The 21,197-nt window shown below is 40.8% G+C and carries 25 protein-coding genes; 8 read left to right on the forward strand and 17 right to left on the reverse strand.

The genetic code is table 11. The features are described from left to right. Positions 1-69: 69 nt before the first annotated feature. Together MSG93_RS14045 and MSG93_RS14050 are read right to left on the reverse strand one after the other, a co-directional pair. Entirely contained in the window at positions 70-1,221 is a 1,152-nt protein-coding gene (locus tag MSG93_RS14045) for a winged helix-turn-helix domain-containing protein (protein WP_324622260.1), read from the reverse strand. A gap of 91 nt (positions 1,222-1,312) precedes the next feature. Further along, positions 1,313-2,089 carry an AraC family transcriptional regulator gene (locus MSG93_RS14050; protein WP_199948767.1) on the reverse strand — a complete coding sequence of 259 codons (777 nt, stop codon included), beginning with the start codon at positions 2,087-2,089 and terminating at the stop codon, positions 1,313-1,315. Between the two features lie 150 nt (positions 2,090-2,239). On the opposite strand from MSG93_RS14050, the gene MSG93_RS14055 reads away from it, so the two are divergent. Then, the gene (locus tag MSG93_RS14055) at positions 2,240-3,463 is read left to right on the forward strand and encodes an MFS transporter (RefSeq protein WP_199948766.1); all 1,224 of its coding nucleotides are present in this window, start codon (positions 2,240-2,242) and stop codon (positions 3,461-3,463) included. A gap of 68 nt (positions 3,464-3,531) precedes the next feature. On the opposite strand, the gene MSG93_RS14060 is transcribed toward MSG93_RS14055, so the two are convergent. The 7 genes from MSG93_RS14060 to MSG93_RS14090 form a co-directional block, all read right to left on the reverse strand. Continuing rightward, positions 3,532-4,941, reverse strand: coding sequence for a molybdenum cofactor biosysnthesis protein MoeA (locus tag MSG93_RS14060; protein ID WP_324622261.1), 1,410 nt, complete (start codon positions 4,939-4,941; stop codon positions 3,532-3,534). A 231-nt stretch (positions 4,942-5,172) separates the two neighbouring features. Continuing rightward, positions 5,173-6,039 carry a cysteine ABC transporter substrate-binding protein gene (locus MSG93_RS14065; protein WP_009515876.1) on the reverse strand — a complete coding sequence of 289 codons (867 nt, stop codon included), beginning with the start codon at positions 6,037-6,039 and terminating at the stop codon, positions 5,173-5,175. Between the two features lie 34 nt (positions 6,040-6,073). Further along, entirely contained in the window at positions 6,074-6,976 is a 903-nt protein-coding gene (locus MSG93_RS14070; RefSeq protein ID WP_324622292.1) for a transporter substrate-binding domain-containing protein, read from the reverse strand. 18 nt (positions 6,977-6,994) lie between these two features. After that, positions 6,995-7,726: an amino acid ABC transporter ATP-binding protein gene (locus MSG93_RS14075; RefSeq protein WP_032866814.1), complete on the reverse strand. Its 732-nt coding sequence runs from the start codon at positions 7,724-7,726 to the stop codon at positions 6,995-6,997. Next, positions 7,723-8,394 carry an amino acid ABC transporter permease gene (locus MSG93_RS14080; RefSeq protein WP_032866812.1) on the reverse strand — a complete coding sequence of 224 codons (672 nt, stop codon included), beginning with the start codon at positions 8,392-8,394 and terminating at the stop codon, positions 7,723-7,725. The genes MSG93_RS14075 and MSG93_RS14080 overlap by 4 nt, the downstream gene beginning before the upstream one ends. Next, positions 8,384-9,043: an amino acid ABC transporter permease gene (locus tag MSG93_RS14085; RefSeq protein WP_324622262.1), complete on the reverse strand. Its 660-nt coding sequence runs from the start codon at positions 9,041-9,043 to the stop codon at positions 8,384-8,386. Before MSG93_RS14085 ends, MSG93_RS14080 begins: the two co-directional genes overlap by 11 nt. 222 nt (positions 9,044-9,265) lie before the next feature. Then, positions 9,266-9,724, reverse strand: coding sequence for a hypothetical protein (locus tag MSG93_RS14090; RefSeq protein WP_324622263.1), 459 nt, complete (start codon positions 9,722-9,724; stop codon positions 9,266-9,268). Positions 9,725-10,032: 308 nt separating this feature from the next. On the opposite strand from MSG93_RS14090, the gene MSG93_RS14095 reads away from it, so the two are divergent. Both MSG93_RS14095 and MSG93_RS14100 read left to right on the forward strand, forming a co-directional pair. Then, entirely contained in the window at positions 10,033-10,542 is a 510-nt protein-coding gene (locus MSG93_RS14095; RefSeq protein ID WP_324622264.1) for a hypothetical protein, read from the forward strand. A 16-nt stretch (positions 10,543-10,558) separates the two neighbouring features. Further along, on the forward strand, positions 10,559-11,140 hold the full coding sequence (locus MSG93_RS14100; RefSeq protein WP_324622265.1) for a hypothetical protein: 582 nt from the start codon (positions 10,559-10,561) through the stop codon (positions 11,138-11,140). Positions 11,141-11,183: 43 nt separating this feature from the next. On the opposite strand, the gene MSG93_RS14105 is transcribed toward MSG93_RS14100, so the two are convergent. From MSG93_RS14105 to MSG93_RS14130, 6 genes are all read right to left on the reverse strand, one after another. Then, on the reverse strand, positions 11,184-12,038 hold the full coding sequence (locus MSG93_RS14105; RefSeq protein WP_324622266.1) for an Imm49 family immunity protein: 855 nt from the start codon (positions 12,036-12,038) through the stop codon (positions 11,184-11,186). A gap of 395 nt (positions 12,039-12,433) precedes the next feature. Then, the gene (locus MSG93_RS14110) at positions 12,434-12,793 is read right to left on the reverse strand and encodes a hypothetical protein (RefSeq protein WP_324622268.1); all 360 of its coding nucleotides are present in this window, start codon (positions 12,791-12,793) and stop codon (positions 12,434-12,436) included. Between the two features lie 285 nt (positions 12,794-13,078). Next, entirely contained in the window at positions 13,079-13,537 is a 459-nt protein-coding gene (locus MSG93_RS14115) for a hypothetical protein (protein WP_324622269.1), read from the reverse strand. A gap of 11 nt (positions 13,538-13,548) precedes the next feature. Beyond that, complete coding sequence (locus MSG93_RS14120; RefSeq protein WP_324622270.1) at positions 13,549-13,878, reverse strand: hypothetical protein; 330 nt, start codon at positions 13,876-13,878, stop codon at positions 13,549-13,551. Between the two features lie 98 nt (positions 13,879-13,976). Then, positions 13,977-14,426: a hypothetical protein gene (locus MSG93_RS14125; protein WP_324622293.1), complete on the reverse strand. Its 450-nt coding sequence runs from the start codon at positions 14,424-14,426 to the stop codon at positions 13,977-13,979. 11 nt (positions 14,427-14,437) lie between these two features. Then, positions 14,438-14,725 (reverse strand): hypothetical protein, encoded by a 288-nt coding sequence (locus MSG93_RS14130; RefSeq protein ID WP_324622271.1) that lies wholly within the window; start codon positions 14,723-14,725, stop codon positions 14,438-14,440. Positions 14,726-15,008: 283 nt separating this feature from the next. Here MSG93_RS14130 and MSG93_RS14135 point away from each other — a divergent pair, with 283 nt between their 5' ends. The 3 genes from MSG93_RS14135 to xseB all read left to right on the forward strand — a co-directional run bounded on the left by MSG93_RS14135 (position 15,009) and on the right by xseB (position 17,978). Beyond that, positions 15,009-16,367 carry an amino acid permease gene (locus MSG93_RS14135; protein WP_324622272.1) on the forward strand — a complete coding sequence of 453 codons (1,359 nt, stop codon included), beginning with the start codon at positions 15,009-15,011 and terminating at the stop codon, positions 16,365-16,367. A 155-nt stretch (positions 16,368-16,522) separates the two neighbouring features. After that, positions 16,523-17,800 (forward strand): exodeoxyribonuclease VII large subunit, encoded by a 1,278-nt coding sequence (gene xseA, locus MSG93_RS14140; RefSeq protein ID WP_324622273.1) that lies wholly within the window; start codon positions 16,523-16,525, stop codon positions 17,798-17,800. Then, positions 17,775-17,978 carry an exodeoxyribonuclease VII small subunit gene (xseB, locus tag MSG93_RS14145; protein WP_005231258.1) on the forward strand — a complete coding sequence of 68 codons (204 nt, stop codon included), beginning with the start codon at positions 17,775-17,777 and terminating at the stop codon, positions 17,976-17,978. The genes xseA and xseB overlap by 26 nt, the downstream gene beginning before the upstream one ends. Positions 17,979-18,059: 81 nt before the next feature. Here the strand turns inward: xseB and MSG93_RS14150 are convergent, their stop codons facing one another. Both MSG93_RS14150 and MSG93_RS14155 read right to left on the reverse strand, forming a co-directional pair. Further along, positions 18,060-18,749: an LrgB family protein gene (locus MSG93_RS14150; protein ID WP_199948748.1), complete on the reverse strand. Its 690-nt coding sequence runs from the start codon at positions 18,747-18,749 to the stop codon at positions 18,060-18,062. Between the two features lie 11 nt (positions 18,750-18,760). Beyond that, entirely contained in the window at positions 18,761-19,192 is a 432-nt protein-coding gene (locus MSG93_RS14155) for a CidA/LrgA family protein (protein WP_324622274.1), read from the reverse strand. 111 nt (positions 19,193-19,303) lie between these two features. Here MSG93_RS14155 and MSG93_RS14160 point away from each other — a divergent pair, with 111 nt between their 5' ends. Both MSG93_RS14160 and yghU read left to right on the forward strand, forming a co-directional pair. Beyond that, positions 19,304-20,218, forward strand: coding sequence for a LysR family transcriptional regulator (locus MSG93_RS14160; RefSeq protein WP_324622275.1), 915 nt, complete (start codon positions 19,304-19,306; stop codon positions 20,216-20,218). Between the two features lie 116 nt (positions 20,219-20,334). Further along, positions 20,335-21,186, forward strand: a complete 852-nt coding sequence (gene yghU / locus MSG93_RS14165) for a glutathione-dependent disulfide-bond oxidoreductase (protein WP_324622276.1) — start codon at positions 20,335-20,337, stop codon at positions 21,184-21,186. Positions 21,187-21,197: the final 11 nt, after the last annotated feature.

Below are 21,197 nucleotides of genomic sequence, written 5' to 3' on the forward strand. Positions count from 1 at the left end.
GAACTTTTTAGGTAAACCTAGTCCTCTCGAGGGCTAGGTTTAAAAAAGCAAACTTATCAATTGCATACCTTAACGCATTAAATGGCGGATCTTTTCTATATCAATCATCATACACTGATTAAATTGAGCGAAACGCTGTAACTCCAGCTCTAAAGCGTTGATAAAAGCCTCCCGATCCTGCATATTCGGATCTTCCAAATGCAGAGCAATGACTTCCAGTCGCTTTTCACGTCGATGCACTTTACAATCGATACGACCCACAAAGCGATCTGCATACAACAGCGGTAAACAAAAATAACCGTATTGTCTTTTCGCGGCGGGTACATAGCATTCAATGCGATAATTAAAGTCAAATAAGCAATCCAAGCGCTCCCGATGAATCACCAGATTATCAAAAGGAGACAATATTTTTAGTTCCGGCTGAAGGATGGGCTGATGTTCCAATATGGCGCTGGCAGCATAAACCGTCTGTCCATTTTCGAGTTGCACAACCTTCACCAAACCCGCATCAATATAGTCATCCAGAACAGTACGCATTACATGACGCAGCTCTTTTCCCTTTAAATGTAATAACTGTTTCCATGTAAATACGCCATGGGCCCGTATATTCATTTTTAATAAATAATCAGCATATTCATGCAAGGTCGGTGTGCTGAGATCGATGCCCTGAGGTATACAGCGCTCCCTCAGGTCATAGACTTTCTCCATCCCGTTACGCTCACAGATCATCAGGTCACCTTGCATAAATAACTGTTCAAGCGCTTTTCGGTTTGGTCCGGCATTCCACCAACCAGCGGAACCTTTCCGCGTTTGCTTTTCCATCTGTCGAAGCTGAATTTTACCTTCTGCCCTGACCCGTGCCAGAATTTCATTCATCAAACGCTGATCAGCCCTGAAATAGCGGCTTTCACCCTTTCGGATTGCATTCATCAACGGTATGGCATAACGATAATCCCGCATCGGCAGATAAGCAGCTGCATGCGCCCAGTGTTCAAAAATCAGTTGCTGTTGCACCAGCTGATTTAAATGATCCAGCTGATAACCAGGCACCCGATTCCACAAGACATGGTGATGGGCACGCTCAACCACTGAAATGGTATCAATTTGCACATAGCCCAGATGTTCAATCGCGTTCAGGGTTCCGGATAATCCCTCACCGAATATGTCATTTTTGTGCAGACCTTGATGAGACAGGGCCAAAGCTTTTAATAATGAAAGCATAGTTTTATCGTTTATATTGTTTTCGTGAATCCAGAGGAAGTCTCATGCATTGAGTCAACCCAGCCCCTATACATTAACACATCTGGCCTGATCATTTGGCCTGTATATAAAAGCGTGGCGCCTGACCTAAAGAACGTTTAAATGCTGCTGTAAATGCACTGCTACTGCTATAACCAAGCGCAATTGCCACCTCGGTAATCGACTGTCCCAGCTCCATACGCGTCAAGGCATTGAGTAAACAAGCCTGTTGCCGCCAATGACTAAAACTCATCCCCGTCTGTTGCCGAAAAATTCGGGTGAAATTACGACGGCTCATCCCGACCCGTTCAGCTATCTCATCCAGATCATGATCTAAGCTCGGTGCTTTTAATAGTTGCAGACATAATGCTGCCAGACGAGGCTCTTGTGGCAAAGGCGCATTCAACGGCAATTCAGGCATCAAGGCAATTTCTGCAATAATCAATTGCATCAAATAGTCATCCCGCCCGCCCAGTTCATATTCAGCAGGCAAATCTACAGCGCTAGATAACAGTTCATGTAATAACGGCGATACATTGATCACCGCACAATCATCAGGCAAACCTGCCTTGCTTGCAATGTCTGGAAGTATATAGGCACTACGCGTTTTGGTGAGTCCACCCATGTGTACCTCATGGTCAATTCCAGCGGGAATCCAGAGTGCCCGTTTTGGCGGCACCACCCAGCTGCCTTTACTGGTCGTGACGGTTAATACACCTGTGATCGCATACAGGCATTGTCCCCGGGCATGACGATGGCTTGCCAGAATTTGGCCATCCACATAATCATTGCCCGTTGCCATCACATTACGGGCGACATCTTCAAAATCGTTGACCTGAATATTACGCATTGCCTTGGTCCTTCAAAATGGCCTGAACTCGATACTATATGTCCCAAATATGATTGTGGGCCGCTTTCAGTTCAGTTTAGGATATAAATGCTGAAAAACAAACCTTCTTCAATATCACGATTTAAGCTAAAACAGCATGTTGGAGCACGCATGGCAAATCATACAGGGACGCTTGAGAACACAGGTCCACAAGCGCAATGTCCACCACAGGATCAACCACAAAAATTCGTGTTAGGTATTGTCGGTGCAGTCGCATTTGCCCATCTCTTAAATGACTCGATTCAGGCGGTAGTCACTGCAAGTTATCCCCTGCTCAAAGCAGAGTTTTCATTGAGTTTTGCGCAGATTGGCTGGATTGCTTTGGTTTATCAAATCACGGCCTCATTATTACAACCCTGGATCGGCCTGTATACCGATAAACATCCTAAACCGTATTTACTCCCGGCCGGGATGTTTGCCACGCTCATTGGTATTGGACTGATGGCAACAGCAGGCAGTTATCACAGCCTACTTTTTGCTGCGGCACTGATTGGGGTGGGTTCATCCACCTTTCACCCTGAAGCTTCCCGTATTGCGCGTACGGCTTCGGGTGGCCGTTTTGGTACGGCGCAATCCATGTTTCAGGTTGGCGGAAATACCGGCTCAGCCCTTGGCCCCTTAGTTGCCGCAGCCGTGATTATTCCTCACGGACAAGGTGCAATTGGCTTATTTGTTTTAGTCGCCGCTCTGGCTATTTTCGTGTTGTTACGCGTAACCAAATGGCTGGTTAAACAAGCACCGGTACAACGCCTCGCCAGTCAACGTGCTATGTCGACCTTGACGCGTCAACAGGTCATTCAGGCTATGGCCGTGATCTGTATTTTACTGTTTGCCAAGTTTATTTATATCGCAGCCATTACCAACTATTTTACCTTTTACCTCATTGAAAGATTTAATGTTTCAATTCAAACCTCTCAGCTCTACCTGTTTATATTTTTAGGTGCTGTTGCACTCGGTACTTTTGCAGGTGGTCCAGTCGGTGACCGTATCGGACGTAAAGCCGTGGTTTGGGTGTCTTTTCTGGGGATTGCGCCATTTGCCCTGATGCTGCCTTATGTCGGCCTAACGGGAACTGCCATTCTGGTGATTATCATTGGTCTAGTGATGTCTTCGGCTTTCTCTGCGTTGGTGGTCTATGCACAGGAAGCGGTACCCGGTCGGGTGGGCATGATCGCAGGCTTAATGTTTGGACTGATGTTTGGCATTGGCGGAATTGGTGCAGCAGGTTTAGGCCATTTGGCGGATACACATGGCATTGTCTGGGTCTATAAACTTTGTTCTTTCTTACCTTTGTTAGGCTTTATGACTGCGTTATTACCCAACACTAAAAAGTAATTTTTATCTTCCCATTCAGACAACAGCCACTCTCGGCTGTTGTCTGACTTGTAAAACATTAAAGTGATTCAGACCTGATCTATTTTAATAAAATACACGGCTTCACCAGACTGAATCGGCGGCTCTGCAAATGGAACAATGATAATGCAATTGGCAGCAGCAAAACCATCGATCTGAAAAGCTTGTTGTGGAATGATCTGTAGCGAATATTGACCATCTGCTTCAAACTGGTAGCGTCCCCATAATAATGTTCTATATTTTGGATCAGGCTCAAGCTGCTGGTCGATCCTGCCTTGCAAATACAAATTCTCAAAAAAATCAGGATCATGCTTATTTAAAATATATTTCACAAATACGTGCATCAACAACGCAACATCATGCATTTTGCCAGGTAGGCTGATAATTGTCGTTCGATCTTCAGTGATCTCGGTACGTATTTCCCTTAACTGCCCACGTTCACCATAACGGTTTACGACCTGAGAGATTCTAGGGCTTCGGTCATTACTCTGAAAAATCCGGAATTCACTGGCTGGCACACAACAGGTCGTAACGGGACCATCACCATTGCCTTGATAAAAGTTAGCCAGCTTTGAAAGCCCTAATCCAGAACCATAATGATTTAAAGGTGACCAGCATAAAATAATGTCAAACTCAGGAATTTGCTCATCAAAAAACTGATGATATTCGTCCCAAGCGGAAGTCAAGCTTCCATCTAATGCGGGATGTCCAGCTTCTTGATGGTAATTAAATGCCCTGTCATAACGTGCCGGTTTATGCGGTTTAATTTCAACCTCGCCATACCCCCATGTTTTTAACAGATCTTTGAGGTATAAACACTCTTCACTGATTTCCCCCGCTTGATCGAAAGGAAACATATTAACAATCAGGATTTTAGGATGTCGATAAATAGAAAGCTCTGTAATACCCGCACGTCTGAGTGCGATTAAGCGTTCAGGTGTAATTTTCTGGTTTTTTGCAATGATTAAATCGCCTTGTTTAAACACACTGCCTTGTTGAATAACACCTTGCATCGGCGCAATTGTTTTTTTTATTTTTACATTTTCAATATCAGAGAAATCTAAGCGCTTATCCTGTTCTAAAATAATGGCATTTATCCCTTCAGGAAGTCTGGTAAATTCAGGAATCTTGATTATATATCCGTCCAGATCGAGTTTATAAGGGTTAATAGAGTAATATAACTGTTTTTTCCAAAAATATATCCCTTTTGCAACAATAGGATTTTTTAAATTTGCCTGCTGAGTGATATTCGAATCAATGCCCCAGCCTTCATAGGCAGAAAAATTATGCAGGGGGAAATCCTGTAATGCATACAGATCGTCGGTATTGATCTGGTTAAGTGCATCATCCAGCTTAACCCGCTGTTTTACATTTCCTTTTGGTAAATATTGATGAATGCGGTAAAAGGCATCCGTTAATCTACAGGGAAGGTTTTCAGGTACAGGCAATCGATTGAACATCTATATTATTCCGCAGCGTACTGATAAGGTAAGTACGACTCTATTATTTATAATGATAAAAATATGACAGCTTTTTAAAATATGATTATCCCTTCATACTGAAGAATAAAGATATTAAAGAAAAAGCCCCAGCAAAAAAGCCAGGGCATTTTAAATGATTTACTAGAAAAATAGCGCTTAATATATAAGCACTTAAAACCTATATTTTTATAATATTGAAGACAATTTAAATCATTCAATAATCAAATCTTTGGCAGGGATACCCTCACCATAAACAGGTTTTAAAGTTTTTTCATAAGCTTGATGAATGACCCCCTCTTTAGCCAACTTTTCTAAATCCTGGTTTAACCAATCCAGCAATTCTTTATTGCCTTTTTGTACAGCAGGTGCAATTAAATCTTGCTCACCCAGATTGGTAATGCCGACAGTGTAATTTGGATTTTCTTTCGCCCAGGCCAGTACCAATAGATTGTCATGGGCCAAAGCAGCACCGCGACCATCTTTTAGCGCATCAAAGGTTTCGGTATTTTGCTCATATTTTTGCAGCTTAATTTCAGGATGTTGCTTGCTAAAAAAAGAGTCCGCTGTGGTGCCCTTATTCACCAATAAAGTCTGATCCTTTAACTGAGCAATATCCGTTATCGGTTTATTTTTTGGAGACACCACACCTAAGGCAACTTTTAAATAAGGCTTGGCAAAATCCACCACTTGCTTACGTTCAGGGGTCACGGTGAAATTGGCAAAAATAATATCGACTTTATTGGCTTTCAGATATTCGACACGATTGGCAGCTTCAGTCAGTACAAACTGAACCTTGTTTTCATCTCCCAATAAATCCTTGGCCACATGCTTGGCAATTTCCACATCAAAACCCTGGTTTTTACCTTGTGCATCCAGATAACCAAAAGGCGGCTTATCGCTAAATACCCCAATACGTACCACACCATTTTTCTTGATCTGCTCGATACTGGAAACCTGAGCTGAGCTATCCGCTGATTTTTCTGCCGACTGTGGGGTCTTGTTACATGCGGTGAGACCCAGACTGAATACAGAAGCCAGCAACAGTTTTTGAATATTTGAGAATGTTATTGTCTGCATATCGTTACCTCTATTTTTAACCTTTTCATTTATGTTATTGCTTCGCTAAATCGACATCTAAAAAGATATTAGGATTCACTTTTTCACCGTAAATCGGCTTTAAGGTTTGGTCATAAATCTTTTGAACTTCGCCCGTGCTGCGTAGCTGTTTGATTTCATCATTGAGCCAGTGCAGCAATTGGGTATTGCCCTTTTTCACGCCTGCGGCGATAAAATCTTCATTGCCAATCTGTGGAATACCGACCACATAATCCGGATTGTTGGCAGCCCATGCCAAAGCATAGGTACTGTCTTGGGAAATCGCATCGCCTCGACCATCGGTGAGGGCATTAAACGCATCGGTATTTTGTTCAAACTTCAACAAATGCACTTTCGGATAATTTTTAGTGAAATAGCTGTCCGAGCTTGAGCCTTTATTCACAATTAAAGTTTTGCCTTCCAGACTTTTCACATCGGTAATGGCTTTAGCTTTAGGTGAAACAATGCCTAGTGATGCCTTTAAATAAGGTTGAGAAAAATCCACCACCTGTTGACGTTCGGGTGTCACAGAAAAGCTGGCAAAGACTACATCGACTTTGTCTGATTTTAAAAATTCAACCCGATTGGCTGCTTCTGTGACGACAAACTGGATTTTATTTTCATCTCCGAGCAAATCTTTGGTCACACGCTTCGCCAAAGCGACATCGAAGCCCTGATTTTTACCAGCACTGTCCACATAACCAAACGGTGGGTTATCCGCGAACACCCCAACCCGTAGCACATCATTTTTCTTGATCTGCTCCAAGGAGCTGTCTGCTGTACTCGTTTTGGTTTCAGATGAAGTCGGTTGATTACACCCTGTTAATATCCCTGCCACCAGCACACAGCTCATGCCAAGACTAACTGTTTTTATTTTCGGTGTATTGCCAGATCGTCCGGCGACTAAATGTAATCTCATCATGTCCTCTGATTGCTTTTAATAGTTCAAGATATTTAAAAAAGTTTTGGCCCGTTCCGTCTGCGGATGCTGAAAAAAATCCTCAGGGGTGCTTTGCTCAATAATCTGGCCCTTGTCCATAAAAATAATGCGATCTGCCACTTTGCGGGCAAAGCCCATTTCATGCGTAACAATCAGCATGGTCATGCCCTCTTGTGCCAGTTTTAGTACCACATCCAGCACTTCGCGTACCATTTCCGGGTCTAAAGCTGCAGTAATTTCATCCAGTAGAATGACTTTGGGCTGCATCACCAAGGCACGGACAATGGCAATCCGCTGTTTCTGCCCACCTGATAGATTAGATGGATAATCATATTTACGATCCAGTAAGCCCACGCGCTGCAATAACTGATCTGCCAGTTGTTCCACTTCTGCGCGTTGGCGTTTTTGTGCTTTTAACGGACCCAGCAGAATGTTATCAATCACATTCATATGCTTGAATAATTCATAGTTCTGAAACACCATGCCAATCTGCTGACGGACACGATCCCAAGGCAAGTCCTGCCCAAGCACGCCCACATCTTTGAGCTGAATTTCTCCCTGCTGTATCGGTTCCAGCCCATTGATACAGCGTAACAAGGTGCTCTTTCCACAACCTGATGGCCCCAGAATCACCACCACTTCACCTTGTTGCACATTCAGGTCAATGCCATGCAATACCTGACTTTGCTTATAAAATTTATGTAAATGCCGTATCGATAACAAAGTCATGCGTTTTCCCACACTTTTTCTAAATGCGCTGCTAAAAGCGATAATGGATAACAAATCAGGAAATAAAGAATAAAGATAAAACCGTAGATCCATAACGATGCGCTAGGGACTGTTAATAATGAATTTTCAATAATCTGCTGCCCTACCTTCAGCACTTCCACCATACCGATCAATACTGCCAGAGAGCTGGTTTTGATCATTCGAGTAAACAAATTCAGTGCGCCTGGGGTAACCCGTTTTAGGCTTTGCGGGAAAATCACATAAACCAGAGTTTGTACATGATTTAGACCTACGGCATAAGCTGTATCACGTTGATGCTGATCGATCGAAGTGATGGAAGCACGAACCAGATCTCCCATTTCCGCAGTTCCCCATAAAGTAAAGACAAAAATACAGACCCAAAATGATGACAACTGCCAGTTAAACCATGTTGCCAGACCAAAATAGAACACAAATAACAGCACCAGAATCGGCACAATCCGAATGGTTTCCAGATAGAAACGGCACAGGATCTTGACCAGCAAATTTCTGGAAGTCATGATCACCCCAAAAATGGTGCCGAAAATGGCAGATAAGAATACCGATAAAAAGGCAATTTCAATGGTTTGCAACAAGCCATACAGTAAACGCTCGACATGGCTCGGCTGAAATAAATACTCAAGTCCCATGGCTCACCTTACGACTGCGATATTCCAGATAACTGGTCAGCGCTGAAACGGGTAGCAAAATCATCAGATAAGCCACGATTAACAGAAATAAAGCTTCGGTGGTTTTGTAATCCATCCCGATCAGGTCTTTGGTCACAAACAGAAGTTCTACCACTGCTATTGCACTCAAGACCGAGCTTTCTTTAATAAGGAACAAACAGTTTGCGCCAATGGCAGGAATGGACAGCGATAACGCTTGGGGAAATACCACATATTGAAAGACTTGCACGGCGTTTAATCCTACACTTCGGGCCGAATCAATCTGCCCTTGCGCCACAGACTGCAAACCAGCACGGAACGCCTCGGCCATATAGCTGCCGCCAAGAAAAGTCAGGCCAATCACACCACAGCTAAAACCATCCAGTTTGATGCCGATCTTGGGCAAACCGTAGTAGAGAAAAAATAGCTGAATGAGCAAAGGGGTATTGCGGGAAACCTCGATATAGACTTTGACAATTTTATTGAGTATTCGAACCTGATATGTGCTGATGATGCTACAGATCAGCCCAAGCAGAATAGAGAATACGATACCGATAAAGGAGATTTTTAAGGTCATGAGGGTAGCCGCATAGAACTGCGGCAGCACACTCTGTATATACTGCCAATCCAAAGAAAACATCCGAATGAAAAATTGATTCTTTTGATAAATACATTGTTGTTATTTATCTTTGGATGAGTCTAATCTGGTTGAAAATTCACATAAAATATTATTATTTGCTAAGCTTTGCTGAAATTCGGATGATGGGTTTTAACTGAAGTATAAAAATAAAAAAGCGAAGATATTTCAGATTAAATACCGCCGCTTTCTCTCTATTCAAATTGATCAATCAAATCATAAAAAATGCAAATTCAACCTTTTTGCCTCAGCCTCATCGCCATACCACCATACGGCTTTGTCTTTAGCTTGAGCTGTCATTTCTTCATCGACAGCATAATCTTCCTCAGGATATTTGGGATATGGGCTACCATCCTCAAATCTAGTTGAGGTCATATTATTAATAAACAAATCATAAGCCTGCTCATGGCAATGAGGACAAGCAGGTAACGATTTTAGAAAGCGCATTCTTCTTTCATAATAAGATTCTTGATTATTTGGAGCCTCCTTAAATAAAATTGGATCACTACGCCCTGTTATCCATACAATCGTATGACAATTGCCACATTGTGCACCTAAAGGCTCTGCCCTTTCATATTGATTGATTCCATATAACGCCCCATGTTGTTGACAATCTTCCAAATAATAAGGAATCACCGCTATTTCGCTTGCTGCAACCTGATGTAATGCTCTCACAATCTAACTCCTTATTTCTTATCAATTAAAATTGGTTTATCCAATACTGGCTTAATTTTAGCTGGGTCATAGCGATCACCGAATAACGCCATCCGATTATTGCTTGCCTCAATATTCCCCCACTTTTTAAAATGATAATTGAATCACACTTAACACAGCTCAACCATTAACATTACAAATATAAAAAAAGGAATTTCATAATTTTTATTAATGCATTAAATTATTTATTAAAAATCCCAAACAAAATAGATTTTACGAAATATTTTTATTATAATTATTTAATCAATTTTTATTAAGAATTCTAAAACATGAGTATTAAAAATAAGTTATTAGCTTTATTTTCGTCTCTATTTACTTTAGGTATAACCCAAGCTCAAATTCCTGCAGAACTTTTACATCATCCTCCCACTAATCTAACGAATAAAGAATTAGCATCAATTCAAGGTTTTCAAAAAACTAATACGGCCCTTCAATTGATTAAAGCCAGTATTTATATAACTTATATCAATAACAAGGCCACACTCAGTAAATCAAATGAGTGGGATAAAGTCTATGTTATAACCCCAACCCCGACAGAAATTCAAATCATTTCAGACACACCAAACTATTTTACTCACGGCCATATCACTTTTGACGCAAAAGCAGGACAGCACTATCAAGTCAAAAACAATCAATCCGATATTAAGCTGAATAAAGAGCCTATTTTATTTTGGGTCGAAAATGTAGATACAGGTGAAATGGTAACACCAAAACAAGTTTTAAACGGCTCTCCTTCCTCTACAAATATAAGCTTTATCCCATTGATAACAAGTAAATAACCTCAAGGAATAATTCGTGAAAAAACTTCTTTCATTCTTCAGTATAATCGGTATTGCTACTGGACTAGCAGGCTGTATCTCTACACAAGCACAAAAGCCTTTAGAACCTATTCAATACTTTACCCAACCGACAACGTCACAAAATGTAGCAACAATTATTGGAAACCGAGAAAAAAGCCAATCTATAATGGCAGATAAAATTGCATACGTTTTCGCAATTGATCAACAAAAAATTAATCATGGTCGAGAACAATTACAATCCCCATTAGCTCTCACAGCTGGAGAACATAATTTACAAATTTGGTGCCAACGGGGTGGGTATAAATATACCAATTTAGTTAAAGTCAATCTGGAAGCTGGTAGAAACTATCAAGTTGGCTTTGAAATGAATGTTAATCAGCAAACCAATTGTTATTTTTGGATCTATGATTTAGAAAAAAAACGAGCGATTGGGGAACTTGTAGAAGGTATAGAAGTTGGAGAGTATGCTGATCCGAATAAACTTCGTCCCATCCTCCACAAACTGGAGCCACGACCAACAACCAGACAAAATTTATATGTCCCTATTCGCGTAATAAACAAAATGGGGCATAACTAAATCCCATATAAAGAGAGTCTAGATAGACTCTCTTTTGCAATCTTCAATTACCTTGTAGGGGTGACCAACTTACATATTCCCCATCAAATTCGGTCCAAAGATCAAATTCTTTCATGAAATCCCATGGCTCAGGATATTCATCCAATGGCTGTATAGGTAACCATTCTTTAGGTATCCATGGCGTATCTATAGCCAGCTGATAACCATTTCTCCAAGCCAGCTTTGCATAAATTACCGCAAACGTGGAAATAAAATGCTCTGTAAACGTAAATGCAAATTCATGATTACGAATCTTTGAAATTTTAGGGCTAGTTAGTTCTGTTAATACTTTTTCCATTTCTGTTTTATCTCCATTTGCCAGTGCAAGATAAAAACGATGGTCAATTAAATACTTACGATCTTTCTTTAGCTCTGTACTCAAAATTAATTCGCAACGCTCCCGTAAAAGTTCCCATTCTTGATTAAGGGCTAAAATCAATTGATAGCCATGGAAGTCAGGTTTACGTGGATTATCACGGTCTTTAATTGAGCCTTGTCGATCATAAGATACTCGGTGCTGACGGTACCAAGAAATGATTTCTTCATTGTCTGATAATAAAGCATATAAATGTTTATAGGCAGGAAACCATTCTATAACATCAAACTGAAACACCATACGATTCAATTTAGCTGCAATAAAACACCACTGTTTAAAGGCTATTAAGTCACCATCTCGAAACCAGGCTATCACTGCGTTCGCTTCCGCATAACTCCCTAACATTCCTATACAAAATGGCACATCACCTTTATTATTAGTAATGTAGTCAATCAAACTCACTGTATTCTCATTAAATTCAGCATGTTGAATCACATGTGCCAAAGCATTTTGGTAGGCTTCATTGTTTTTTAGATCAGACATAATTCTTTCCCAATTATTTTTTAGTTGTTGGATCAATACGAACTAACATTAACTTTTCCGTGCTTTTATCCACATATGCAGCGCCCTTTACTAATGTTCCATTTTTTGGGCAGCAAAAATCGTTCTACCCCTTGCTTGCAATCAAAAAAGTCCATGTCATCTTTAGTTAAGACTCTACGAATCAAATAATGCTTTACCTATCTGAAAATTATGTATATTTCCCTCTAGTAAATATTCTCCACCTTTAGGATCAAGAATAAAAATTCGCTTTCCAACAAGGTATTAAGCACTCTAATAAAGAGGTTAGCTTTAATACTACTAGTCTTAAAAAACTATCCAAGTTAAATACTTTACCCATATTAATTTACTAACTTAATTATTAAATTTACTCCTTTTCAAATCAAAAAATAAATACTCAAGAGAAAATTAAGAAAAACAAAAAAACAAAAGAAATACCATACACCCCACCCTCTAATCAAAAAAGAAAAAATTAAAACAAAAAGTGAAGCAAGGGAAAAAAACAACCACAGCGCACCAACTATTTGAGAATTCCCCCATAAATTATTTAAAAATGATTCTTTGAATCCTTGCCATAAAACAGGTATAAAAAATATTGCAAAAAAAGATGAATACCTTAAAATACTAATTCTAAAATCTTTTACAAAAAAAGAAAAAATTAAAGAGATAGGTAAAATAAAAATAATACATATAAAATAAATTAAAATATAACCAACCCCAAATCCTGCTACAGTCATTTTTCACATCCTTTTGAAAGTCCCATACGGATAGATTCTATACTTTTTTTGAATTTCGACAGACTATATTTTCTTCATAGGTTGCATTACTATCTTATTGTATCTTCCATTTCTAAACAGTCATACCTTCGACTGTAAAAGACTATAACTTAAACCTGTATTTCAGTAAATTTTGTCCTTTATAGATAATTAATCTGTATCTTTCCGTCTTAACTCAAAATAAAAAGCGACGATATTTCAGATTAAATACCGCCACTTTCTCTCTACTCAAATTGATCAATCAAATCATAAAAAATGCAAATTCAACCTTTTTGCCTCAGCCTCATCGCCATACCACCATACTGCTTTGTCTTTAGCTTGAGCTGTCATTTCTTCATCGACAGCATAATCTTCCTCAGGATATTTGGGATATGGGCTACCATCCTCAAATCTAGTTGACGTCATATTATTAATAAACAAATCATAAGCCTGCTTATGGCAATGCGGACAAACAGGTAACGATTTTAGAAAGCGTCTATTATGATCATGATAAGATTCTTGATTATTTGGAATCTCCTTAAATAAAATTGGATCACTACGCCCTGTTATCCATACAATCGTATGACAATTGCCACATTGAGCACCTAAAGGCTCTGCTCTTTCATATTGGTTGATTCCATATAACGCCCCATGTTGTTGACAATCTTCCAAATAATAAGGAATCACCGCTATTTCGCTTGCTGCAACCTGATGTAATGCTCTCACAATCTAACTCCTTATTTCTTATCAATTAAAATTGGTTTGTCTAAGACAGACTTGATTTGAGCTGGATCATAACGCCCACTAAACAACACTACTACCCGATTATTATTTGCTTCAGTATTACGACTACTGTTGTAGATGATACCTGTATAACCTTTGGCATAGGCTTGATTGGCAATATTGTTGGTATAAGCATATATTGCATTTTTCTTAGCAATTTCAGCCTTTGTCGTACCATCGGGTACTGCTTCAGTCAGTTTCTTCTGATCAATGCCCATTTCTTTTAATATTTTTGGATCGGTTAAATCCAACATATTTTTTAACTTCTCTTGACCAACAAACAAAGAGTTACCATTGACGGCTGTTTCACCTCAAAATAAAAAGCGACGATATTTCAGATTAAATACCGCCTCTTTCTCTCAAAGCAGATTAATAAAACAAATCATAAAAAATGCAGATTTAACCTTTTAGCCTCAGCCTCATCACCATACCACCATACTGCTTTATCTTTGACTTGAGCTGACATTTCTTCATCAACACCATAAAATTCATTTGGGAATGGACTACCATCTTCAAATCTTTTTAATGTAACATTATTAATAAATAGGTCATAAGCCTGCTGATGGCAATAAGGACAAGTAGGTAACGATTTTAGAAAGCGCATTCTTCTTTCATGATAAGACTCGTAGTTGTTCGGTTTTTCTTTAAATAAAATTGGATCACTACGCCCTGTTATCCAGACAATCGTATGGCAAGTACCACATTGAGCACCTAAAGGTTCAGCCCTTTCATATTGATTAATTCTATATTGCAAACCATGTTGTTGATATCCTTTTAAATAGTAAGGAATCACCGCTATCTCACTCGCCGCAACTTGATGTAATGTTCTCATCATCTGACTCCTTATTTCTTATCAATTAAAATTGGTTTGTCTAAGACAGGCTTGATTTGAGCTGGATCATAACGTCCACCAAATAAGACTACTGCGCGGTTGTTACTTGAACCTGTATTACGACTACTGTTATAGATAATACCCGTATAACCTTTAGCATACGCTTGATTGGCAATATTGTTTGTATAGGCATATATCGAAGCCTTTTGAGCTTCATTCGCGTCATCAATTTTTTGAGTTAACTTCTTCTGATCGATGCCCATTTCTTTTAAAATCTTCGGATCGGTTAAATCCAACATATTTTTAACCTCCACCTGCCCAACATAGAGAGATTTCCCCCCAACAGCCTGTTTTACCTCAAAATATGAAGTGGCAATATTTTCCCTAAATATTAAAAAAGTTATAAGAAAATTAGGTTTTGACTCGCTGAATCGCTTCGAACTCGTTCCCTCCTAAAGGTTTTCGTTAAATTGCCTTCACCTAAAGAAATGAGAGGAATTAAGCCTATATTCTTGTTTTCAAACTAGTCGATCCTGTCACGATCCATTACAATCACTTCTTTTTTGTTCAGCGCATCTTATTTTGAGTAACTCTTCCCCCCAATTAAAACGTGGACTAAAAAACCGTCATATCCACCTGATCGCTATGGGCGGTGCGGTGGGTACAGGTCTGTTTTTAGGTTCTGCTCAAGTGATCCAGTCTGCTGGCCCTTCGATTATTTTGGGTTATGCCATCGTTGGCCTGATCGCATTTCTGATCATGCGTCAAATGGGTGAAATGATTGTAGAAGAACCTGTCGCAGGCTCTTTTAGTTATTTCTCACAAAAATATTGGGGAAGATTTGCTGGTTTCTTATCGGGCTGGAATTATTGGGTCGTCTATATTTTGGTGGCAATGACTGAGCTGACAGCCATTGCCAAATATGTCCATTATTGGTGGCCACATATACCTGCGTGGATCTCGACCTTATTTTTCTTCATTGTGGTAACCTGCTTAAATCTGGGCAATGTGAAGTTTTACGGCGAATCTGAATTCTGGTTAGCGATTATCAAAGTCGTTGCTGTCATTTCCATGATTGTGTTCGGTCTGTACCTGTTGCTGACTGCAGGAGCTGATTCGACGGCCAGTTTCACCAACTTATGGCAACACGGCGGATTTTTCCCGCATGGTTTCTCCGGTTTGTTTTATATGCTGGCCTTTTTAATGTTTGCGTTTGGCGGCATTGAACTGATCGGGATGACCGCCGCAGAAGCAGAAAATCCTGAAAAAAGTATTCCGCAAGCCATCAATCAGGTGATCTTCCGGATCTTGCTTTTCTATGTCGCTTCACTTGCCATCATTATGTCACTCATTCCATGGAATCAACTGGATTTGGGCGGTCTGGATAAAAGTCCTTTCGTGATGATTTTCAGCCAGCTCGGGATTAATTGGGCAGCGCATTTACTTAATTTTATTATTTTAACCGCTGCACTTTCAGTCTATAACAGTGGTATGTATGCCAATAGCCGTATGTTATATGGCTTGGCTGTTCAAGGTAATGCTCCCAAAGTGTTTGCAAAAGTCAGCCCACAAGGTGTGCCGATGCCTGCGGTGATCTTTTCTTCTGTGCTGATTTTTGGCTGTGTATTACTGAATTATTTTGTGCCGGAACAAGCCTTAAGCCACTTAATGTATATGGCAGTTGCAGCGCTGGTTCTAAACTGGGCCATTATTAGCTTTACCCATTTAAAATTTAAACGTGCCTTTCAGGAACAAGGCAAAACCGTCAAATTCCCGGCCCTATTCTCACCCCTGAGTAATTATCTGGTTTTGGCATTTATCGTGATGATTTTATATATCATGTGGACGCAAGGCTTTAAGGAATCGGTGATTTTAATTCCGGTCTGGATCATGTTTATGTTTGGATTATTTAAATTCTTGAAATGGAATAAATCCCTCTAATATCTACCTCACAATACGCATCTACAGTAATCTTTAAAAATAGACTGTAGATGCGTTATGACTTATCAAAAATAAATAGAAACAAGATAGGTCTGATTTGTTATCAGGTTAATCCATTTGCTACTATAGCCCTATCCTATTCATTGTCTGACCTAATGTCTGAACTGCAACTTTCTCTTAGCGACTATCTAGCAACCGTACAGGAAATCATTCGCCTGACCTTTGACGAGCCAGTCTGGGTGAAAGCCGAGATTCGCAATCTCAGTATCAAAGGTGGACATTATTACCTTGAACTGGCTGAAAAAGAACAGGATACCGACAAAGTCATTGCCAGCTGTAAAGCCACGATCTGGAAATTTACTGCCGCAAAAATCGTGCTGAAGTTCGAGCGTGAAAGTGGTATTGAACTATCCAGAGATTTGAATGTACTGATCAAAATTAAAGCTCGCTTCGATCCGCAATACGGCTTCTCTGTCAATATTGAAGATATCGACTCAAGTTTTACCCTCGGTGATATTGCCAAACGTTATCAGCAAATCCTGGCCAGACTCAGCAGTGATGGTTTACTTACTCTCAATAAAGCGCTTCCTACACCGTTTGATATTGAGCATGTATTGGTGATTGCACCTGAAAATGCAGCCGGCTTAGGTGACTTCAAGAAAGATGCCGACGCATTACAGCAAGCAGGTGTCTGCACTTTTGTCTATCACACCGCGACTTTTCAGGGAAATACAGCAGCCAATAGCATTATGGAGTCCTTAGGCACAGGACTTCGTCAATGGGCAGCAGATTACACCATCCCGCCCGACCTGATCGTGATCATTCGAGGTGGTGGTGCAGTCAACGATCTGGCCTATTTAAATGACTATGATCTTGCGGCCCTGCTATGTAAACGCAAAGTACCGATTTGGGTCGGGATTGGACATGAAAAAGATCGAACCATTTTAGATGAAATTGCGCATCGTTCCTTCGATACGCCAAGTAAGGTGATTGCCGGGATCCGCAATCTGATCTCGGAACGTTCTGTAGAGGTGATGGAATATTTTCAATCCATCAAATTGCTTTCTCAACATCAGATTACGGCTTATCAAAGCCAGAATGAGCAGTTGATTCATCGTATCAGGTCACAGGCTGAGAACCAGATCAGCACCAGCCATTTGCAGCTTCAGGTTGCCAGATCAACGCTACAATATTTTGCCAAGCAGCAACTCAAAACAGCCTCGACTCAAATCGAAACCTTGATGCGGGAAACTTTATTGCAAAATCCCAGAAACGTACTTGCCAAGGGTTATGGCATTGTCCGTAGTGAAAACAAGGCGATTCGCTCTATCCATCAAGCGAGTTCATCCCTATCAATTGAAATGCAGGATGGCTATATCCATGCCCAGCTTACCGAGGTGATTGACCATGACGAAGAAAGAACTAAGCTTTAAAGACGGTTATGCATTATTAAAAAACAATGCCGAACTACTTGAAGCCCAGGAACAACCGGATATTGATAATTTGATGAAAATCGTCGAAGAATCAATGACGGCTTATAAAGCCTGTAAATCCAGAGTCGATGCAGTGCAACAGGCCTTGAATGAAACCTTTAAGGACAGTGAGTCATAGAGAACCCAAAAGCCACTTGCTGTGATTAACAATCAGCTTTGACTCACACCCTATTTTCTTATGTAACAGTCAATTCAAGTCTTAAATTAATAACCATAGGTGAATGGCAAACGGCCCGACCAATACCATCAGGATACCCGCAATCACCATGGTTAAACTGGCAATCACCCCTTCCTCACTATTACGTTGCTGCGCCCGGGCTGTACCAAAACCATGAGCTGCATTACCGAATGCGGCACCATTGGCTACCGCTGAACGGATTTTGGTGAATGCTAAAATGGCATCACCACAAATCATCCCGACCAAGCCGGTAATCACCGTAAATAGCGACACCAGTGCAGCCGAACCATGAATATCTTCAGCGAGAATCATCGCAAAAGGTGTTGAAATTGAACGGGCCATCAAACTGTTGGTGACTTCGGGACTGAAATGAAACAGTTGCGCCATCTCATAAGCCGACATTACCCCAACACTCATGCCGACAATGATCGCGATGGATAACACCCCCAGGTTTTTACGGATGGTATCGCGATAACGGTAAATAGGCACAGCAAAGGCAACTGTTGCGGGTCCAAGCAAATTCACGATCCATTGCGTATCTTGGGCATAAGTCTGATAGGAAATACCAAAAATCGCCATCAATACAATCGTGAGCACCGGCACACTAATCGCGGGAGAAAACCACAATTTGGGATGTTTCTGATAGAGACGTTTTGCAACCACATAGGCGAGCAAGGTCCAGATCAGACAGAGGATTGACCAGATATTCATATGAAATGCCTTTAGATATGCTTATGCTGGAAAGGTTTACGTGTTTGCAGATAGCTTTTGAGACGGTTGTAGTAATGAATGGTGAGACAGGTGCTTAACATCACCAGAATTGTGCCTAAGGCAATACTCAGGACAATCTGCCAACCTTCAGTCATAAATAAGGTTTTGTATTGGACTACGGCGACAACCACAGGCACAAAAAACAGCAATAACTCGCCTAAAACCACTGTAGCCCCCATGGCCACCTGCTCTATTTTAATCAGTTTTAGAAACAGACAGATCAGCAATAACAACATGCCTAAAATCCCTGCGGAGATCGGGACACCGAGTTGTTGATGCAGAATATAGCCTGCGCCCCAAAAAGCCGCCAGAATTAAAATCTGTTTGAGCAATGTGAACAAGTTATTGTGAGAAAACGTTGCAGAAGTGGATTCAGTACTCATGACAAGCAAATAAATTGGTGAACTACCTCATTATGCTAGCCCAGTGCTATTCGGATAATATGAATTATTCATGTTAATATTATGCCTAAATGGAATAATTTTATATTCATTATGCTTTCCTTCAAATCACTACAATGCTTTATCACGCTGGTCAAAACCAAAAGTTTTACCCGTACCGCTGAACAGCTCTACCTGACTCAACCGACCATCAGTAAAATCTTGCAGCAGTTGGAAGAACAACTGCAGGTACAGCTCTTGGTCAAACCTGAACATGGCAGAAAAAGACAGGTTGAACTGACGGAAATTGGCCAGCGCATCTATCAGCATGCGCTCGAGCTGCTACAAGCAGAACAAAATATTTTTCTGGAAATCGAAAATTATCAGCAACTAAAAACAGGTACCTTAAAGTTGGGGGTTCCCCCTTTAGGCTCGCAACTGCTGACCACCGCCCTATTTGATTATCATCAACAATGGCCAGAGATCGAGCTTGCCTTTCTTGAGGTCGGTTCCAAAGGAATTGAACAGGCGTTAATGAATAATGAGCTGGATGTGGGCGTATTGCTGCATCCTTTTGAGCAGCAGATTTTTAATAGCATTGAATTATGTAACTATCCTTTGATGGTGTTATTACGGCGTGATGCGATCTGGGCAACACGCAAGAAAATACACCTGGAAGAATTACAGCATCAATCCTTTTTGATGTTTCCTGAAAACTTCTCGCTGAATCGTATTATTCTGGATGCCTGTGAACAGCATGGTTTCTACCCAAGCATTGCCTGCCGTACCAGTCAATGGAACCTGCTGGCAGATATGGTGCTGCAACGTATGGGCATTGCCCTGTTACCGCAATATTATACCGACATGCTCGATCCCGATTTGTTTGCCGCCATTCCACTTGAAAAGCCCAATATTCAGTGGCATCTGGCTATGGCATGGAAAAAGAATCTGTCCGTCTCTCCGGCAGTACAGGCCTGGCTGCATGTGATTGATCAACACTTTCAGATCATGCATTCAAAATCTGATTAATCAGGCTTCAGTCTTGTTGATTCAAAAACGGTTAAAGTTTTGCCACAAAAAACCCACTCAATCCTGCGCTGGCTCACCTACACTGAATCAATCGATTCATGACATGGCCAATAAAAATGAAGGATTCAAATTACATTCCGCCACAAATCTGGCAATGGACGGGAGAAAAGACCGATCTCAACCAGCCCACCTCGGGGAGTCGCTATGAGCACAAGCTTCCGGTCGGAAAGCACCCATTACAGTTATATTCACTTGCCACCCCGAACGGGCAAAAAGTCACGATTCTGCTGGAAGAATTACTCGCGCTTGGACATGTCGGGGCTGAATATGACGCATGGTTAATCAAAATTGGTGAAGGCCAGCAATTCGGTAGCGGCTTTGTTGAAATTAATCCGAACTCTAAGATTCCCGCCTTGGTGGATCATAGTCAAAATCCACCACTCAGGGTATTTGAATCAGGTTCAATCCTGCTGTATCTGGCTGAAAAATTTAAAGCCTTTATTCCCACTGACATTGCTGCACGCACCGAATGTTTGAACTGGTTATTCTGGCAAATGGGCAGCGCACCTTATATTGGCGGTGGTTTAGGACATTTTTATGCCTATGCGCCAGTAAAAATTGAATATGCGATTAACCGTTTTGCGATGGAGACTAAACGTTTACTGGATGTATTAGACCAACATTTAGCAAAGCACGAATACCTCGCAGGTCAGGAATATAGCATTGCCGATATTGCCGCTTTTCCGTGGTATGGCAGCGTTGTCAAAGGCTGGGTTTATAATGCGGATGAGTTTTTAAGCGTCGATCAGTATAAACATGTGCAACGCTGGGCCGACGCCATTCTCGCGCGTCCTGCGGTACAACGTGGTCGTATGGTGAATCGTACTTTTGGCGATTTAGCCAGTCAACTGCATGAGCGGCATGATGCCAGTGACTTTGAGACCAAAACCCAAGATAAGTTGCAATGAGAGTAAAAAAC

It is taken from the genome of Acinetobacter sp. IK40, from assembly GCF_035615075.1.
In the GTDB taxonomy this organism is placed as follows: Bacteria; Pseudomonadota; Gammaproteobacteria; order Pseudomonadales; family Moraxellaceae; genus Acinetobacter; species Acinetobacter courvalinii.

Bases quoted from the DNA above. Each gene is read 5' to 3' on its own strand.
- MSG93_RS14125 (WP_324622293.1), bottom strand. From the start codon at position 14,426: ATGAGAACATTACATCAAGTTGCGGCGAGTGAGATAGCGGTGATTCCT.
- MSG93_RS14070 (WP_324622292.1), bottom strand. From the start codon at position 6,976: ATGAGATTACATTTAGTCGCCGGACGATCTGGCAATACACCGAAAATA.
- MSG93_RS14150 (WP_199948748.1), bottom strand. From the start codon at position 18,749: ATGAATATCTGGTCAATCCTCTGTCTGATCTGGACCTTGCTCGCCTAT.
- MSG93_RS14155 (WP_324622274.1), bottom strand. From the start codon at position 19,192: ATGAGTACTGAATCCACTTCTGCAACGTTTTCTCACAATAACTTGTTC.
- MSG93_RS14130 (WP_324622271.1), bottom strand. From the start codon at position 14,725: ATGTTGGATTTAACCGATCCGAAGATTTTAAAAGAAATGGGCATCGAT.
- yghU (WP_324622276.1), top strand. From the start codon at position 20,335: ATGAAGGATTCAAATTACATTCCGCCACAAATCTGGCAATGGACGGGA.
- xseA (WP_324622273.1), top strand. From the start codon at position 16,523: ATGTCTGAACTGCAACTTTCTCTTAGCGACTATCTAGCAACCGTACAG.
- MSG93_RS14105 (WP_324622266.1), bottom strand. From the start codon at position 12,038: ATGTCTGATCTAAAAAACAATGAAGCCTACCAAAATGCTTTGGCACAT.
- MSG93_RS14110 (WP_324622268.1), bottom strand. From the start codon at position 12,793: ATGACTGTAGCAGGATTTGGGGTTGGTTATATTTTAATTTATTTTATA.
- MSG93_RS14075 (WP_032866814.1), bottom strand. From the start codon at position 7,726: ATGACTTTGTTATCGATACGGCATTTACATAAATTTTATAAGCAAAGT.
- MSG93_RS14095 (WP_324622264.1), top strand. From the start codon at position 10,033: ATGAGTATTAAAAATAAGTTATTAGCTTTATTTTCGTCTCTATTTACT.
- MSG93_RS14080 (WP_032866812.1), bottom strand. From the start codon at position 8,394: ATGGGACTTGAGTATTTATTTCAGCCGAGCCATGTCGAGCGTTTACTG.
- xseB (WP_005231258.1), top strand. From the start codon at position 17,775: ATGACGAAGAAAGAACTAAGCTTTAAAGACGGTTATGCATTATTAAAA.
- MSG93_RS14065 (WP_009515876.1), bottom strand. From the start codon at position 6,039: ATGCAGACAATAACATTCTCAAATATTCAAAAACTGTTGCTGGCTTCT.
- MSG93_RS14045 (WP_324622260.1), bottom strand. From the start codon at position 1,221: ATGCTTTCATTATTAAAAGCTTTGGCCCTGTCTCATCAAGGTCTGCAC.
- MSG93_RS14050 (WP_199948767.1), bottom strand. From the start codon at position 2,089: ATGCGTAATATTCAGGTCAACGATTTTGAAGATGTCGCCCGTAATGTG.
- MSG93_RS14055 (WP_199948766.1), top strand. From the start codon at position 2,240: ATGGCAAATCATACAGGGACGCTTGAGAACACAGGTCCACAAGCGCAA.
- MSG93_RS14160 (WP_324622275.1), top strand. From the start codon at position 19,304: ATGCTTTCCTTCAAATCACTACAATGCTTTATCACGCTGGTCAAAACC.
- MSG93_RS14060 (WP_324622261.1), bottom strand. From the start codon at position 4,941: ATGTTCAATCGATTGCCTGTACCTGAAAACCTTCCCTGTAGATTAACG.